Annotated in this window: 10 protein-coding genes; 5 read left to right on the forward strand and 5 right to left on the reverse strand. The window is 65.7% G+C overall.

The genetic code is table 11. From position 1 onward, the window contains the following. Positions 1-6: 6 nt before the first annotated feature. From KW062_RS17975 to KW062_RS17995, 5 genes are all read right to left on the reverse strand, one after another. On the reverse strand, positions 7-1065 hold the full coding sequence (locus KW062_RS17975) for an ABC transporter permease (RefSeq protein ID WP_105754631.1): 1059 nt from the start codon (positions 1063-1065) through the stop codon (positions 7-9). Then, complete coding sequence (locus KW062_RS17980; protein ID WP_105754632.1) at positions 1058-2623, reverse strand: ABC transporter substrate-binding protein; 1566 nt, start codon at positions 2621-2623, stop codon at positions 1058-1060. Before KW062_RS17980 ends, KW062_RS17975 begins: the two co-directional genes overlap by 8 nt. Positions 2624-2634: 11 nt before the next feature. After that, positions 2635-3828, reverse strand: a complete 1194-nt coding sequence (locus KW062_RS17985) for an LLM class flavin-dependent oxidoreductase (protein ID WP_105754633.1) — start codon at positions 3826-3828, stop codon at positions 2635-2637. A 294-nt stretch (positions 3829-4122) separates the two neighbouring features. After that, entirely contained in the window at positions 4123-4854 is a 732-nt protein-coding gene (locus tag KW062_RS17990; protein WP_105754634.1) for a class II aldolase/adducin family protein, read from the reverse strand. 15 nt (positions 4855-4869) lie between these two features. After that, positions 4870-5925, reverse strand: a complete 1056-nt coding sequence (locus tag KW062_RS17995) for an ABC transporter substrate-binding protein (RefSeq protein WP_027616277.1) — start codon at positions 5923-5925, stop codon at positions 4870-4872. A gap of 340 nt (positions 5926-6265) precedes the next feature. Between KW062_RS17995 and KW062_RS18000 the strand changes: the two genes are divergently transcribed. From KW062_RS18000 to KW062_RS18020, 5 genes are all read left to right on the forward strand, one after another. Then, positions 6266-7507, forward strand: a complete 1242-nt coding sequence (locus KW062_RS18000) for an acyl-CoA dehydrogenase family protein (protein WP_105754635.1) — start codon at positions 6266-6268, stop codon at positions 7505-7507. A gap of 206 nt (positions 7508-7713) precedes the next feature. Beyond that, the gene (locus tag KW062_RS18005; RefSeq protein ID WP_105754636.1) at positions 7714-9495 is read left to right on the forward strand and encodes an ABC transporter ATP-binding protein; all 1782 of its coding nucleotides are present in this window, start codon (positions 7714-7716) and stop codon (positions 9493-9495) included. After that, entirely contained in the window at positions 9488-11341 is a 1854-nt protein-coding gene (locus KW062_RS18010) for an ABC transporter ATP-binding protein (protein WP_105754637.1), read from the forward strand. The genes KW062_RS18005 and KW062_RS18010 overlap by 8 nt, the downstream gene beginning before the upstream one ends. Before the next feature lie 182 nt (positions 11342-11523). Then, a complete protein-coding gene (locus tag KW062_RS18015; protein ID WP_027616273.1) occupies positions 11524-12687 on the forward strand; it encodes an LLM class flavin-dependent oxidoreductase in 1164 nt (387 codons plus the stop codon). Further along, on the forward strand, positions 12684-13727 hold the full coding sequence (locus tag KW062_RS18020) for an ABC transporter substrate-binding protein (protein WP_105754638.1): 1044 nt from the start codon (positions 12684-12686) through the stop codon (positions 13725-13727). Before KW062_RS18015 ends, KW062_RS18020 begins: the two co-directional genes overlap by 4 nt. Positions 13728-13796 lie beyond the last annotated feature (69 nt).

The raw sequence follows: 13796 nt of genomic DNA on the forward strand, positions 1-13796 counted from the left end.
CACCTCTCACGGAGCCTTGGGGGTGGAGCGCCGCCACCAGGGCAGGATGCCCCGGCGGTTGCGCTGGATCATGGTCACGCGCCGCGCAGTGCGAAGTTTTGGCGTGAGCAGCACGGTCAGCAGGTCGGCCAGCAGATTGATCAACACCACACCCAGGGTAATGACCAGCACGATGGCTTGGACCATCGGCAGGTCGCGCATCTGGATCGCCGAATTGAGCGCGGTACCGATCCCCGGATAGCTGAAAATCACCTCCGCCAGCAGCGCCCCGCCGATCATCGTGCGCAGGGTCAGCGCCACGCCCTGGATCGCCGGCACCAGGGCATTGGGCAAGGTATGGCGCCAGACGATGCGCCACTCGGCAATCCCCCGGAGCCGGGCGGCGATCACATAGTCGGATTCCAGCGCCTCGATCATCGCCGCCCGCACCATGCGCGTCAGGTACGGCAGCGCCGACAGACTCAGGGCCAATATCGGCAGCACGAGGAACTGCAACTGGCGCCACAGCGAGGTGTCCGGGTCGATCAGCGAGACTGCCGGCAACACGTCCATGTGCGGCATGGAAAACAGCAGCACCAGGCCGATGGCGAGAAGAAACCCCGGGGTGGCCTTGAGGAAAATCAGCAGCGACAGGCACCAGCGGTCGAGGCGACTGTCGCGGCGCAGGGCCAGGGTCACCCCCAACAGCAACGCTAGCGGAACGACGACGACTATCACTCCCGCCAACAGCGCCAGGGTGTAGCCAAAGCGCCCAAACAACAGGCTGCCGACCGGCGCATTGGAATCCAGCGACACCCCCAGCTCGCCGCTCAATGCCTGGCCGAGCCAGCGCAGGTATTGCTCGAGGATCGGTCGATCCAGCCCCAATTGGCGTTGCAGGGTGAGGATGCTTTCCAGCGGCGCATCCGGGCCGAGGATCACCCGTGCCGGATCGGAAGGCAGCGCCTGGGTGGCGATGAACACCACCAGGCTGATCACCCAGGCGGTCAGCAGGCCGTAGCCGAGGCGACCCATGAACCAGGCCAGCCAGGCCGGGGTACGCGGTGTCTTGCAGGAGTCAGGCATGGTTCAACCACAGCTCGTCGAAGCGCCAGGAGGCGAAGGTGGTTTGCTCGGGGGTCAGGCCGCCGACCCGGGTCGAAGCAGCATCGAGCACGTCGTTGAAGCCCCAGATCAACAGCCCGCCACGCTCGTGCTGGATGCGCTGGGCTTCATGCACCAGCAACTTGCGCTGGGCCAGATCGGGCTGGGCCAGGGCCTGGGTATACAGGGCGCTGAAGCGCTCGTCGTGGAAATTGCTGCGGTTGTAAATCGCCTGTGGTGCGTCGTTGTGCAGGCCCGAAGCGAGGAAACCGCGAGCCGGGGTCGAGCCCGGCGACAGCAGCCAGTTTTCCCGCTGCGGACCGTTGAACACCGAGCCGTCGACCTGGGTCACCTTGATCTCGACCCCGGCTTTCTTCGCCTGCTGGGCGAACACCAGCGCCGCGTTGACACCCGGTCCAGGGGTGGTGGTCAGCTCGACCCGCAGGTCGTCCTGGCCAGCCTGGCGCAACAGCGAGCGCGCCTGCTCCAGGTCGTAGGGACGCTGGGCGATTTCGTGGTTGTAGGTCGGGTCGTGGGGCGAATACAGGTCGTTGGCGACCCGGCCGAAACCATTGAGGCCACGACCCACCAGCTCCTGCCGATCCGCCAGCAGGCGGAAGGCCTGGCGCACCCGCACGTCCTGGAACGGCGCCTTGGCCAGGTTCAGGTTGAAGCCGGTGAAGGAGGTGCTGGGCGACACGTACAGCTTGAGCCGCGCGTCGGCCTTGAGCAGCGCGCTGTGTTCGGCCTGAACTCCGCTGGCAACGTCGATCTGCCCGGCGCGCAAGGCCGCCGAGCGTGAGACCTGATCCTTGAATTCGATGATTTCCAGCTCATCGGCATAGGGCTGGTTGGGCTTGTAGTAGTTCTCGAAACGGCTGTAGAGCGAGCGCTGGCCGGGGATGAAACTCTTGAGCTTGTAGGGCCCGGCGCCTACCGGGTTGGTGATGGGGTCGTAGTCAGTGGGCACGATCCCGCCGAAGCTGATCAGGGTTTCGTCCAGCGGGAAAAAGCTCTGGCCTTCCTTGAAGCGGATCTCGATGGTGCGCGGATCGAGCTTGCGCAGGGCATTGCGGTCGATGGCCCCGACCAGCCCGGCAAAGGGCGACGCCAGTTTCGGATCGGTCAGGCGCAGGATCGAAAACAGCATGTCGTCGGCGCCGATGCTTTTGCCGTGGTGAAACTCCAGGCCTGGTCTGATGCGGATGGTCCAGGCACTGGCGTCGGCATTTGGCTCGGCGAATTCGGCGAGGGCCAGGCGGGTGCTGACGTCGCCGTTCCACTCCCAGAACTTGCTGTACAGCGCCCAGCCACGAATGATCCCGCCGCCCACCGGCTTGTGCGCGTCGAGGTTGCCCGACTGGTCGCCGTCGATAATGCCGACCCGCAAGCGCCCGCCATAGGCCGGCGTGCTCGACGGCACCAGGGCCTCGCTGACGCGCTCATCGCAGCCGCTGAGCAGGCTGGCGCCCAACAGCAGGCCACCGCCGACCGCCAGGCTGTTGCCGAGAAACACCCGGCGGGAAAATTCATCATTCATGGCGTCTGTCCTTATGCCTGTTCGCGGAGGCGCTGGGCCGGCTGCGCGCTGACACCCAGGCGCGGCACGTCGAAGCCGTGGTCGAGGTCGAGCAGCGGAAACAGCAGGTCGGCGACCCGATGCGCTTCGTCGATCAGCGGAAAACCGGAGAGGATGAACGCCGAAGTGCCTTCGGCTTCGTACTCGCGAATGCGCTCGGCGACCTGCTCGGCGCTGCCCACCAGGTAGGTGCCGGCAGCCGGGCCCAGCAGGTTGAAGCCAAACAGGCTCGGGCCGAGCCAGACGTTGGGGTAGATCTCCAGATCACGGGCCTTGGGCAGGCGCCCGGCGCGCACGGTGTCGAGGTTACGCTGGGTTTGCGGGTCGTCGCTTCGATAGCTGTCGAAGGTCTCGCCCGGCGGCAACTGGCGCTCGATGGCGGCGCGCGCGGTGTGCAGCGAGGTGCGCTGGAGGAGTTTTTCGGCGTGGGCCCAGGCTTCTTCTTCGGTCTCGCGGACGATGATCTGCAAGCGGGTGCCGAAGGTCAGCTCACGGCCGATCTTCGCCGCTTCGGCAGCGACCTTGCGGAATTTTTCGCCGAGTTTCGGCGGGGTGTTGGCGAAGCTCAGGTAGACGTCGAGCAATTGCACCGAATGGGCCACGCCGGGGCCGGAGGTGCCGGCGCCCCACAGCGCAATGCCGGGCTTCTGCTTGGGCGGATGCCAGCCACCCAGCGGATGCTGCGCGGCAGCTGGCGAACGGGGTGCGAGCTTGACGTACTGACCGTCGTAGCCAGCGGTTTCGCCGGCGTAGAAACCCTGGAAGGCGCGCCAGTACTCGAGGCTGAAGTCGTAGCGTTCATCGTGGGGATAGTGCACGCCCAAGGTCGCGAGGCCGGCGTCGTTGCCGTTGACCACGTTGAACAGCAGACGGCCATTGGAAAACTGGTCGAAGGTCAGCGCCCACTTGGCCAATACCGCCGGCGACAGCTCACCCGGATGCTGTGCCACCAGGAAGCGCAGGCGCTGGGTGGCATCGATCAACGCGGCAGATACCGCCAGGCTTTCATTGGGGCTGGAGCCCAGCAGCGAACCGTAGTAGCCGAGGCGATCACTGGCCACAGCGAGTTGCTTGAGGTGCTCGAAATCGGTCGTCCAGCGGCCTTCGGGCTCCCACGGATAAGGGCCGTCGGGGGTGGTGAGGTACCAGAGAATCTTTACTGCCATGGGGTGGGTTCCTTGTTCAAAAATTCAAATGCAGTGCATGGCCTGTGGGAGGTGCAATGCAGGACCTGTAGGAGCTAGCCTGCTAGCGATGCGGCCATCAGCAACACCGCATCAACTTCATCGCCAGCAGGCTGGCTCCTACAGGTTTTGCGTCGGTCACAAATGCTGTGAAGCTTGCAAAACTCTGTGGGAGCTGCCCGGGCGGCGCTCCGCTGCTAGCGAAGCAGCCACCGCGGTGTTTCAGGTACACCGCCATCGCGGGCAAGCCCGCTCCCACAGTGGGGATGGGTGAGATCAGTCCCGCCGATCAATCGCCGGCACCAACCCCAACTCCGTGGCCCGCTCAAACAACCCACTCATCTTCCACTGCTGAGTCAACACTCCCGGCCCATAGGCCCGCGATCCACCCAGGGCATCCGCCAGCAATTGCAATTGCGCGCCCTCCTCCAGCAACAGGATGAATTGCGCGGTGGCTCGCAGCCCCTGCTTACCCCATACCGTAGAGCCGCCGTTGGCTTCGAGGATTGCTAGGTTGAACGGGTTCTCGGCGATCTTGTCGAGGATGAAATCGACTTCCGCCTGGCGCCGGTCGATGTACACCGGCAGCTCCCGCGCCAACTGGTAACGCTGCACCGGCACGTAATGGAACGGCAGGGTGCGGTGGGTCTGAGCCCAGGCGCCGAGGTACGGCGAATGCACGTGGGACACGGTGGTGATGTCCGGGTGGGTCTGGAACAGTTTGGTGTAGCGGCCCTGGCCGCCCTTGCCCTTGCCGTAGATCACCTTGCCGGCGAAGTCGGTGACCGTCGCCTGCAGCGGCTTGCGGTAGTTCCACGGGCCGCCGTAGTTGATCGACACCAGCAACTCCTCACCCGGCACTCGCTCGATAAAGCCCACCGTACCGTTGGCGGTGATGGTGTTGGTTTCGCGGAACACCGTGAACGCCTCTTCGGCCTCCAGCAGTACCTGGTCGATGAAGGCCTGCAGTTGTTCGCTGATCAGTTGTTCGTGAATGAGCACGGTCATGGGGGTTCTCCAGGTTCAGGCGCGGCGCTTGGCCAACAGTTCATGGGCGGCTTGCAATGGGCGCGGGTCGACCCAGTCGGCGATGTTGAAATCGCCTTCGAGGAAGCCGTGCAGGTAGAGGAAATCTTTCTGGATGCCGAGAAATTCCAGGCGCTGCGCCGACAGGTCCGGCGCCAGGGTGGTGTGGAAATCGCCGCGATAGGCCTCGGCGACACCAGCGCTGCCGGCGCGGGTTTCTTCTTCAAGGATCTGGTTCAGCGCCTCGCGGTTGTTCGCGGCCCAGTCAGCGGCACCGAGGGTTTGCGCGAGGAAGCGCACCACCAGGTCGAAGTGATTGTCGAGCAGGCTCTGGTGCACGGTGATCGGCCGTGGCGTGCCGTTATTGACCCGATAGCGCGGGTCTTCGATCAGGTCCAGGTCGATGCCCACCACCAGGCCCAGGCGCCGCGCGGCGTCGGCGGCGGAAGCGCCCTTGACGTAGACCGCATCGACTTCGCCGCGCACCAGGTAATCCAGGCCCGACCACAGGCGCTGCAAACCTTCGTTGGGATTATTCGCCGCCTGCTGGTCCTGCAACGCCACTTCCACCAGTTGCACGTCGTCGAACCCCAACCCGGCCAGGCTCAAGGCGCCCTTGTAGCCGTGCAGACTCATGGCTCGGGCGATGCTCCCAGGACGACTGTCGCCCCAGGCCGGCAACGCCAGGCGCTTGCCCTTCAGGTCGGCGGCGCTGCGGATGCCGGAGTCCGGACGCACGAGGATGGTTTGCCACTCCTCGATCCAGGTCAGGCCAATCAAACGGCTCGGCGCACCGGCGGCGCGGGCTGCCAGGGCCGGCACATTTCCGCCCTCGCGAAACAGCCCGGGCAACTGGTGATCGTAATGGTGGTGACCCAATTGCCGGGCCTCCTGCAGGGTCGAGACCGGCAGGCCATCGGCGGCGAATTCGTCCGCCAGCCAGCCGAGTTTGTAGGCGATGCCGGAAGCGGTCGGCACCGGGCAACGGGTGAACCAGATCCGCTCGAGTTCAGCTTCGACAAGCGGTTGGGTGGTTTGGGCAGCAAGCGTCATGGGCAGCTCCAGCGGGTTGGGCAAGACAGTTGCCAAGCCCATTGCAGCGCCCGTGCCAACCGCGCAAAGCCAGGGATTACGGGGCCTGCAGCGGCGCACCCGAAAATCGCCCGCGGACAATTGCTGACCTGCCAGCAGCTTTGCGCAGGCGCTGCTGCTGGCCCAGCAATACAGCACCGCGCATTGCTGCCCCAGCAGCAGCCCGTGCCCCGACACCCCGCCCAACCCCGCGCCCGGCCTGGCCTCGCCGACCTTGGCGCACTCCTTGCTCAAGACCCCTTCACCCCCGGTGCGCCGCAGACCCGCGCCCGGCCCGATTGTCCTTTTCCGAGGTAGCACCATGAGCACCCTTGAACACCTTCCCGCCCATCCCGTCCGTGTGCTGCGCAGCGAGGAGGAAGCCATTGCCGCCGCCCGCGAGATTGCCCTGGAGATCGCCGAGATTGCCGCCGACCCCAGGCACAACCACCAACTGCCTCGGCGTCAGGCGCAGCTGTTGTCGGAGAGCGGCCTGACCGCCATCGGCGTGCCCAAGGCCTTCGGCGGCCTCGGTGCGTCGGTACAGACCATCGTCGAAACCGTGCGCCTGATCTCGGTGGCCGATGGCGGCGTAGGCCAGTTGCTGCAGATCCACAACGTGATGCTGCGGGGAATTTTCAGCGGCTACCCGGACGAGGTGCGTGACCAACTGATCGGCGATGTGCTGGCCGGCAAGCGTTTCGGCAACGCCCTGGCGGAGGTCGGCGGCAAGAATAAGTTCGCCCTGAAGACCCGGGTCGAACGTCGCGCCGACGGCAAGCTGATCCTCAATGGCAGCAAGTTCTACTCCACCGGTTCGTACCTGGCCGAATGGATTTCCCTGACCGCTGCGTCCGATGATGGCGGTGCCGGGGTGCTGCTCAATCGCAACACCCCGGGCCTGACCCTGGTGGACGACTGGGAGGCGTTCGGGCAGAACAACTCGGTCAGCGGCACGGTGATTTTCGACAACATTGAGCTCGACGAGCGTTTCGTCTCCCAGCGTAAAGGACCGATGAAACGCACCGGCCTGACCTTCCCGCAGATTCTCCATGCCGCCATCGACACCGGCATCGCCGCCGGCGCGCTGGGAGCGGCGGTCGACTACCTCAAGCAGCACGCCCGGCCCTGGGTGGAAAGCGGTGTCGAGCGCGCCAATGAGGAACCGCACATCATCAAGCAAATTGGCGAATACGCGGTGGCGCTGCGGGCGGCCGAGTCGCTGTTGCGCGACGCCGCACGGGTGTTTGACCAGCATGAGCTGGACCCGGACAACAAGGCGCTGCAGGACGAATTGATTCTTTCGGTGGCCACTGCCCGAGCCCACTCAGACGGCGCCTCGTTGAAGATCTCCAGCGATATTTTTTCCCTGCTCGGTGCCAGTTCCTCCCTGAGCAAATGGAACCTCGACCGCTTCTGGCGCAACGCCCGGGTGCACACCACCCACGACCCGATCCGCTGGCGCCTGCATCACGTCGGCAACTATTACCTCAATGATGTGGACCCGGGGGAGTACACGGCGATTCTCAATGCCAAGGAAAAACAGGGGGCAACTCGGGGCTGACGGCGTACCAGAACCACCTCGGTGACACCTGACCCTGTAGGAGCCGGCTTGCCGGCGAAGGCGTCCTTGAAAACGCCAGAAGCTTCGCTGCGATGCGGCGTCCCGACAAGCCAGCTCCTACAGAGACCTGGGTCAGCCACAACATTCGGGGCACCCGCAGATTGTCGATGTGAATCGCCTCCCCCATCCCCCAACCGAGTCCTTCAATGATTGAAAAACACCCCCTTCTGCGCTGCCTGGCGATCTACCGGGAGATGCCCTGGCGCTTTGCCCTGGTGGCGGCGCTGTATATAGCGATCAACCTAGGGCTGGTCTGGCAGCAATGGCTGATCGGCCATGCGGTCAACGACGTCAGTGCCGGCCGCGCCGTGGTGCGCCAGGCTGACGGCAGTCTGGATGCCGGCCTCGGCTGGTACTGGCTGTGGCTGATGCTCGCCGTGGCGCTGGGCCGTGGCGTACTGCAATACGCTGCCAGCGTGTTGTCGCTGGTGCTCAGCCAGGAACTGCTGACCCGCCTGCGCGAACGCATCCTGCAGCAGGTGCAGCACCTGCACCTGGGTTATCACTGGCAACACGGCATGGGCGAGATGATCACCCGCACCACCCGCGATGCCGACAAGGTCCGCGACGCGCTGATCAGCTTCTGGCGCCAACTGGTGGAAACCCCGCTGGTGGTGCTCGCCACCGTCGGCCTGCTGGGCTGGTACCACCCGCTACTGGGGCTGGTGCCGTTGCTGCTGACGGTGCTCGGCCTGTGGATTTTCGTGCGCCAGACCGAACGCCTGGTCAGCCTTGATCGGGCCGTCGGCGCCGCCTACGACCGGGTCAACCAGGACCTCAGCGAAGGCATCGGCGGCGTGCGGGTGATCAAGTCATTCAGCCTCGAGCACAGCCGCATTCAGCGCTTTGCCGCGCAGGTGGCGGTGTTCGCCGACCACGCGCGCGCCGCCCTCGCCTACTCCAGTTCACGCATCCCGCTGCCGCAGGCGGTGGTCGCCCTCGGCCATGTGTGGATCCTGATCTACGGCGCCCATCTGGTCGCCAACGGGCAATTGGGCATCGGCGAACTGGTGACCTCGCTGCTCATCGCCACGACCCTGGTGTTTCGCATCGAAGGCATCGGCCGGGTGATGCAGACCTTTGCCGACGCGCGCTCCAGCGCCGAACGCATCTGGCACCTGCTGGATGAGCCGGCGGCCATCCGCAGTGCCCAGGCTCGGCTACCCGACACCCCGCTGGGACTCAAGCTGGAGCAGGTCAGCGTCAGCGCCCCGGGCGGCGGTCGGGCAATTCTCGAAGACTGCTCACTGACCTTGCAACCTGGTGAAATCGTCGCCCTGGTAGGCGCTACCGGCACCGGCAAAAGCCTGCTGGCCAGCCTGCTGCCGCGTCTTACCGAAGTCAGCGGCGGCCGCCTGCTGCTGGGTTCCGACAGCGCCGGCTGGCAGGACATCCGCGACCTCGACCTGGGCCAATTGCGCCGCCGGGTGCACGTGGTGCCCCAGGAGAGTTTCCTGTTCTCCGACACCCTGGCCGCCAACCTGCGCCTCACCGCGCCCGGCGCCAGCGACGAGCAACTGCGCCAGGGCCTGCGCCTGGCCGCTGCCGAAGACGTGCTGGAGCGCCTGCCCCAGGGCCTCGACACGCCGCTGGGTGACCGTGGCGTGACCCTCTCCGGCGGCCAGCGCCAGCGCCTGAGCCTGGCCCGGGCGCTGCTCGGCGAGCCGGACATCCTCTGCCTGGACGACGCCACCAGCGCCCTCGACGCCATCAGCGAGCGCCGGGTGCTGGACAACCTGCGCCAGCTACGCCGCGACCAGGGCCGGGCGACCAGCGTGCTGCTGATCTCCAGCAAACTCTCGACCATCCTCCTCGCCGACCGCGTGCTGCTGCTCAAGGACGGCCGCATCAGCGCCAGCGGTCGCCACGCCGAACTGCTGCGCACCCACCCCGACTACCGCGAACTGCTAGGGATCGACCATGGCTAATCCAATCGCCGGCAAAGCCTTGAGCGATATTGAAATCGAAGAAATGCTCGCGAAAAAAGCCCTCGACCGCAGCATGTTCAAGCGTCTGTTGCCGTTGCTGCGGCCGATTCGCGGGTCGATCGTCGCGGTGATCGGCATCGAGCTGCTGCTGGTGTTCACCGTGTTCCTGCGACCCTGGTTCGTCCGCGAACTGCTCGACCGAGGGCTGGTGGCCGAAGCCGATCACTGGCTGCTCGACGAGCGCCTGGTGCTGTGGCTCGGCCTCGGGCTGGCGGCCAGTTGGCTGGGGCGTTTCCTGCTGGCGGGAGTCTCGCAGTTCATCGCCGGCAGTGCCGCGATCCGCGTGCTCAACGCACTGCGGGTGCGAGTGTTTGCCCACGTGCAAAGCCTGAGCGTCAGCTACTTCGACAAAACCCGCGCAGGACGGATCATTTCCCGTGCCGACCGCGACGTCGACAGCCTCGAACCGCTGCTGATCCAGGGCCCACCGGAACTGCTTGGAGCGCTGCTGCGCTGCGGGCTGGCAGCCGTGATGCTGTGGCGCATCGACCCGCGTTTCTTCCTCAGCCTGGCAGCTACGGTGCCCTTGCTGGCGCTGGCGACCTGGAGTTTCAAGCGAATTTCCCAGCGCAACTGGGCCAAGGTCGCGGAGAACCGCAGCCGTTTCACCGCCCACCTGGTGGAAAGCGTCAGCGGTGCGCGAATGCTCCAGCAATGCGCCCAGGAAGCGCCCAACCTCAAGCGCTACCGCCGACTGCTGGAGGACTTCAACCAGGCGCTGATTCGCGGCAGCCTGCGTTCCAGCTGGTTCGCGCCCTTCACCGCGCTGCTCAGTTCCGCCGGCATGGCGGTGCTGTTGCTGGTCGGTGGCTATGGACTGGCGCAGGCCGACGTCACGGTGGGACAGATCGCCGAAAGCCTGTTCTACGTGTTCCTGTTCCTCGGCCCGCTGCAGGAACTCTCGGACCTGTTCGAACGCTACGCCACCGGCTCGGCCTCGGCGCAGCGGATCTTCCTGCTGCTCGACACCCAGCCGCAAATCAATGACAGCCCCACCCCGCAAGCCCTGGGCCGGGCCCGGGGTGCGGTGAGTTTCGAGCAGGTGCGATTCGCCTATGACCCGCACAGCCCGACGCCGGTGATCGATCACCTGGATCTGCAGATCATTTCCGGCGAAGTGCTGGCGATTGTCGGTCCGTCCGGCCACGGCAAGAGCACCCTGGTGCAGTTGCTCACGCGGTTCTACGAGGCGCAATCCGGGGCGGTGAAGCTCGATGGCATCGACGTGCGCGATCTGAGCCAGCGTGATCTGCGGCGCAATGTCGGCGTGGTGCTGCAGGACAACGTGCTGTTCAGCGGCTCGATCCTCGACAACCTGCGCCTCGCCGCGCCGGAGGCCGACGATGCACGCTTGATCGCCGCCGCCCGCGAATTGGGGGCCGATGAGGTGCTGGAACGCTTGCCCCATCAGTACCGCACCGAGGTCGGGCCGCTGGGCGGACACCTCAGTCATGGCCAGCGGCAACTGGTGTGCCTGGTCCGCGCCTATCTTGCCGATCCGGCGGTGCTGGTCCTCGATGAAGCCACCTCGGCGGTCGACATCCACACCGAGCGGCGCATCCAGCGCGCGTTCCGCCGCCTGTGCCAGGGCCGCACGGCAATCATCATCGCCCACCGCCTGGCGACCATCCGCGACGCTGATCGCATAGCGGTGATTCAGCGCGGACGCCTGGTGGAGCAAGGGCCGCACACGCAACTGATCGACCAGGGCGGTGCCTATGCCGCGCTGTACCAGACCTACCTGCGCAGCGCCGCCAGCGAGGATCAGGCTGTCGCCACTGCCTGAGCCTGTTGCAGCGCCAACAACCACTGCTGACGAGGTGCTGCTACAGACGCAGTGCCCCGTCCGCAGCGGCGCTGAAACCCGTAATAGAGCCTCCACGGCGCATGGCATGGCCGTTGCACTCTCCTTTCGCAAGGCGTGCGCGCAGCGATGCGGCACACGGTAATAGCGAATCAGGAGCAGCCATGACCACGGAATTTTTCTGGCGTCTGCCGCTGGGCACCGACGGCCCACAGTTGACCACCGACAAACACAATCGCGGCAATCCACAGTACCGCCCGGGGCATATTGCGCCGGGACGCCTGGCCAATGGTGAGCCGGACGACTTCACCTACATCGACTACATCGCCCAGGTGGCCAAGGCCGCCGAGCTGGCGGGCTTTGAAGGCGCTCTGCTGCCCACCGGCCCCGAGCCGTGGATGGTCGCCGCCGCCCTGGCCCGGGAGACCCGGCGCATCAAGTTTCTGATCGCCTTCCAGGCGACCTGGACCCTGCCGGCCTACGCCGCACAACAGGCGGCGATCCTCCAGCACCTTAGCCGTGGACGCCTGGACTGGAACATCATCACCGGCGGCAACCCAGCCAGCCAGCGCGCCAACGGCGACTTCCTCGAACATGACCTGCGCTACAAGCGCACCGGCGAATTCCTCGACATCATCGACGGCCTGTGGCGCAACGATCGTTTCTCCTACGAGGGCGATATCTACCAACTGGAAAACGGCGCCCTGCCCCACGGCCTGCACAACGAGCGCAAACCAGGGGTGTATTTCTCCGGTTTCTCCGATGCCGCGCTGGACGTTGCCGCCAAACATGCCGACGTCTACCTGAACTGGGCCGAGCCGATCGACAAACTCAAGCCGCACATCGAGCGAGTGCGCGAGTTGGCCGATAAACAAGGGCGCACGGTGCGCTTCGGGCTGCGCGTCGATCTGTTCGCCCGGGAGACCGAAGAGCAGGCCTGGGCCGATTTGCGTCGCCAGTTCGACAAGCTCGAGGGCCAGAGCAGTGTGGTCGCGAAAAACTTCACCAGCGGTTCGGACTCGGTCGGGGGCGCGCGGCAAACCGCCTATCACCAGAACGTCGATCGCTTTGATGACCTGATCATCGGCCCCAACCTCTGGGCCGGTTTTGCCAAGGCCAAGCCGGGCCCGACCGTGGGCCTGGTGGGCAGTCACCAGAACATCGCCGAGCGCCTGGTGGAATACCGCGACGCTGGCTTCTCGACCTTCATCCTCGCCGGTAACCCGCACCTGGAAGAGGCCCTGCGCATCGGTCAGGAAGTCCTGCCTCTGGTGCACCAGCGCCCCGCCGCTGACCGCAAGGACACACTGATGGAGAAAGCTTCATGAGCCAAACACTCGACACCCTCTGGTACACCCGTTGCCCGGTGCCGACCGGGCTTGGCATCGCCGTGCAAAAAGGCTGGTTGCAGGACGCGGTCGGCGCCCTTGGCACCGGCGTGCAGTCGCTGCGCGAGTCCAGCGATAAAGCGGTGCGCGAATCGCACTTCGACCACACGCTGCGCAACTCGGTGCGCCACGGCGGCAGCATCCCGGCGATCTGGGCCCGCGCCCAGGGCCGGGAAACCCGAGTCATCGGCCTATCCTGGGCGGATGAAAGCCAGTTGATCCTGACCCGCCCCGACAGCGGCATCCACCGCGTCAAGGACCTCAAGGGCCGTACCTTCGGCCTGCCGGACTGGGCCGGCGCACAGATCGACTTCACCCGCGCCCAGGCCCTGCGCGGCCTGGAAAACGCCTTGAAGCTGGAGGGTCTGCAAGTGGGCGACCTGCAACTGGTGAACTTCCGCTACGGCGGCACCTTCAGCGACGGTCAGGTGCAGACGGTGAATGGCACGCCGGTCAGCCAGCAGCGGGTCGAAGGGCGCAACCTGGAATTGATCGGCCTGCTGCGCGGCGAGGTCGACGCGATCTTCCTCAAGGGGGCCAGCGCCGCGCAATATGCCCATGATTTCGGCTTGCGCACAGTGATCGACACCGGCGCCCATGCCGATCCGCTGATCCGCAGCAACAACGGCACGCCGCGCACCCTGGCGGTCGACCTGCATTTGCTGGAGCAGCATTTCGACGTCGCCAGCGGCATTCTCGATTCAGTGCTGCGCGCCGAGCAATGGGCCCACACCCACCCGGACGAGACCCGCCGCTACCTGGCGCGGGAAACCAACAGCAGCGAGTACTGGGTCAGCAGCGCCTACGGCGACGACGCCCACCTGCGCCTGCGCACCGCCCTCGACGAACAGGCCATCGGCGCCCTGCAGGATTTCACCCACTTCCTGCACCGCTGGCGCTTCATTCCCAAGACGTTCGACGTGCGTGAGTGGATCGATCCGCGGCCGTTGGCGGCATTGGACCGGGCGCTGGCCGGATAACGCCCCCCCCTGTAGGAGCTGGCTTGCCAGCGCCTACAAGGCCCGTGTCAGCCCATTCAGGCTCAACCC

Origin of the sequence: Pseudomonas fluorescens (genome assembly GCF_019212185.1) — a bacterium.
Taxonomy (GTDB): Bacteria; Pseudomonadota; Gammaproteobacteria; order Pseudomonadales; family Pseudomonadaceae; genus Aquipseudomonas.

Coding starts and splice junctions, on each gene's coding strand:
- KW062_RS18010 (WP_105754637.1), top strand. CDS start 9,488: ATGGCTAATCCAATCGCCGGCAAAGCCTTGAGCGATATTGAAATCGAA.
- KW062_RS17990 (WP_105754634.1), bottom strand. CDS start 4,854: ATGACCGTGCTCATTCACGAACAACTGATCAGCGAACAACTGCAGGCC.
- KW062_RS18015 (WP_027616273.1), top strand. CDS start 11,524: ATGACCACGGAATTTTTCTGGCGTCTGCCGCTGGGCACCGACGGCCCA.
- KW062_RS18020 (WP_105754638.1), top strand. CDS start 12,684: ATGAGCCAAACACTCGACACCCTCTGGTACACCCGTTGCCCGGTGCCG.
- KW062_RS18005 (WP_105754636.1), top strand. CDS start 7,714: ATGATTGAAAAACACCCCCTTCTGCGCTGCCTGGCGATCTACCGGGAG.
- KW062_RS17975 (WP_105754631.1), bottom strand. CDS start 1,065: ATGCCTGACTCCTGCAAGACACCGCGTACCCCGGCCTGGCTGGCCTGG.
- KW062_RS17985 (WP_105754633.1), bottom strand. CDS start 3,828: ATGGCAGTAAAGATTCTCTGGTACCTCACCACCCCCGACGGCCCTTAT.
- KW062_RS18000 (WP_105754635.1), top strand. CDS start 6,266: ATGAGCACCCTTGAACACCTTCCCGCCCATCCCGTCCGTGTGCTGCGC.
- KW062_RS17980 (WP_105754632.1), bottom strand. CDS start 2,623: ATGAATGATGAATTTTCCCGCCGGGTGTTTCTCGGCAACAGCCTGGCG.
- KW062_RS17995 (WP_027616277.1), bottom strand. CDS start 5,925: ATGACGCTTGCTGCCCAAACCACCCAACCGCTTGTCGAAGCTGAACTC.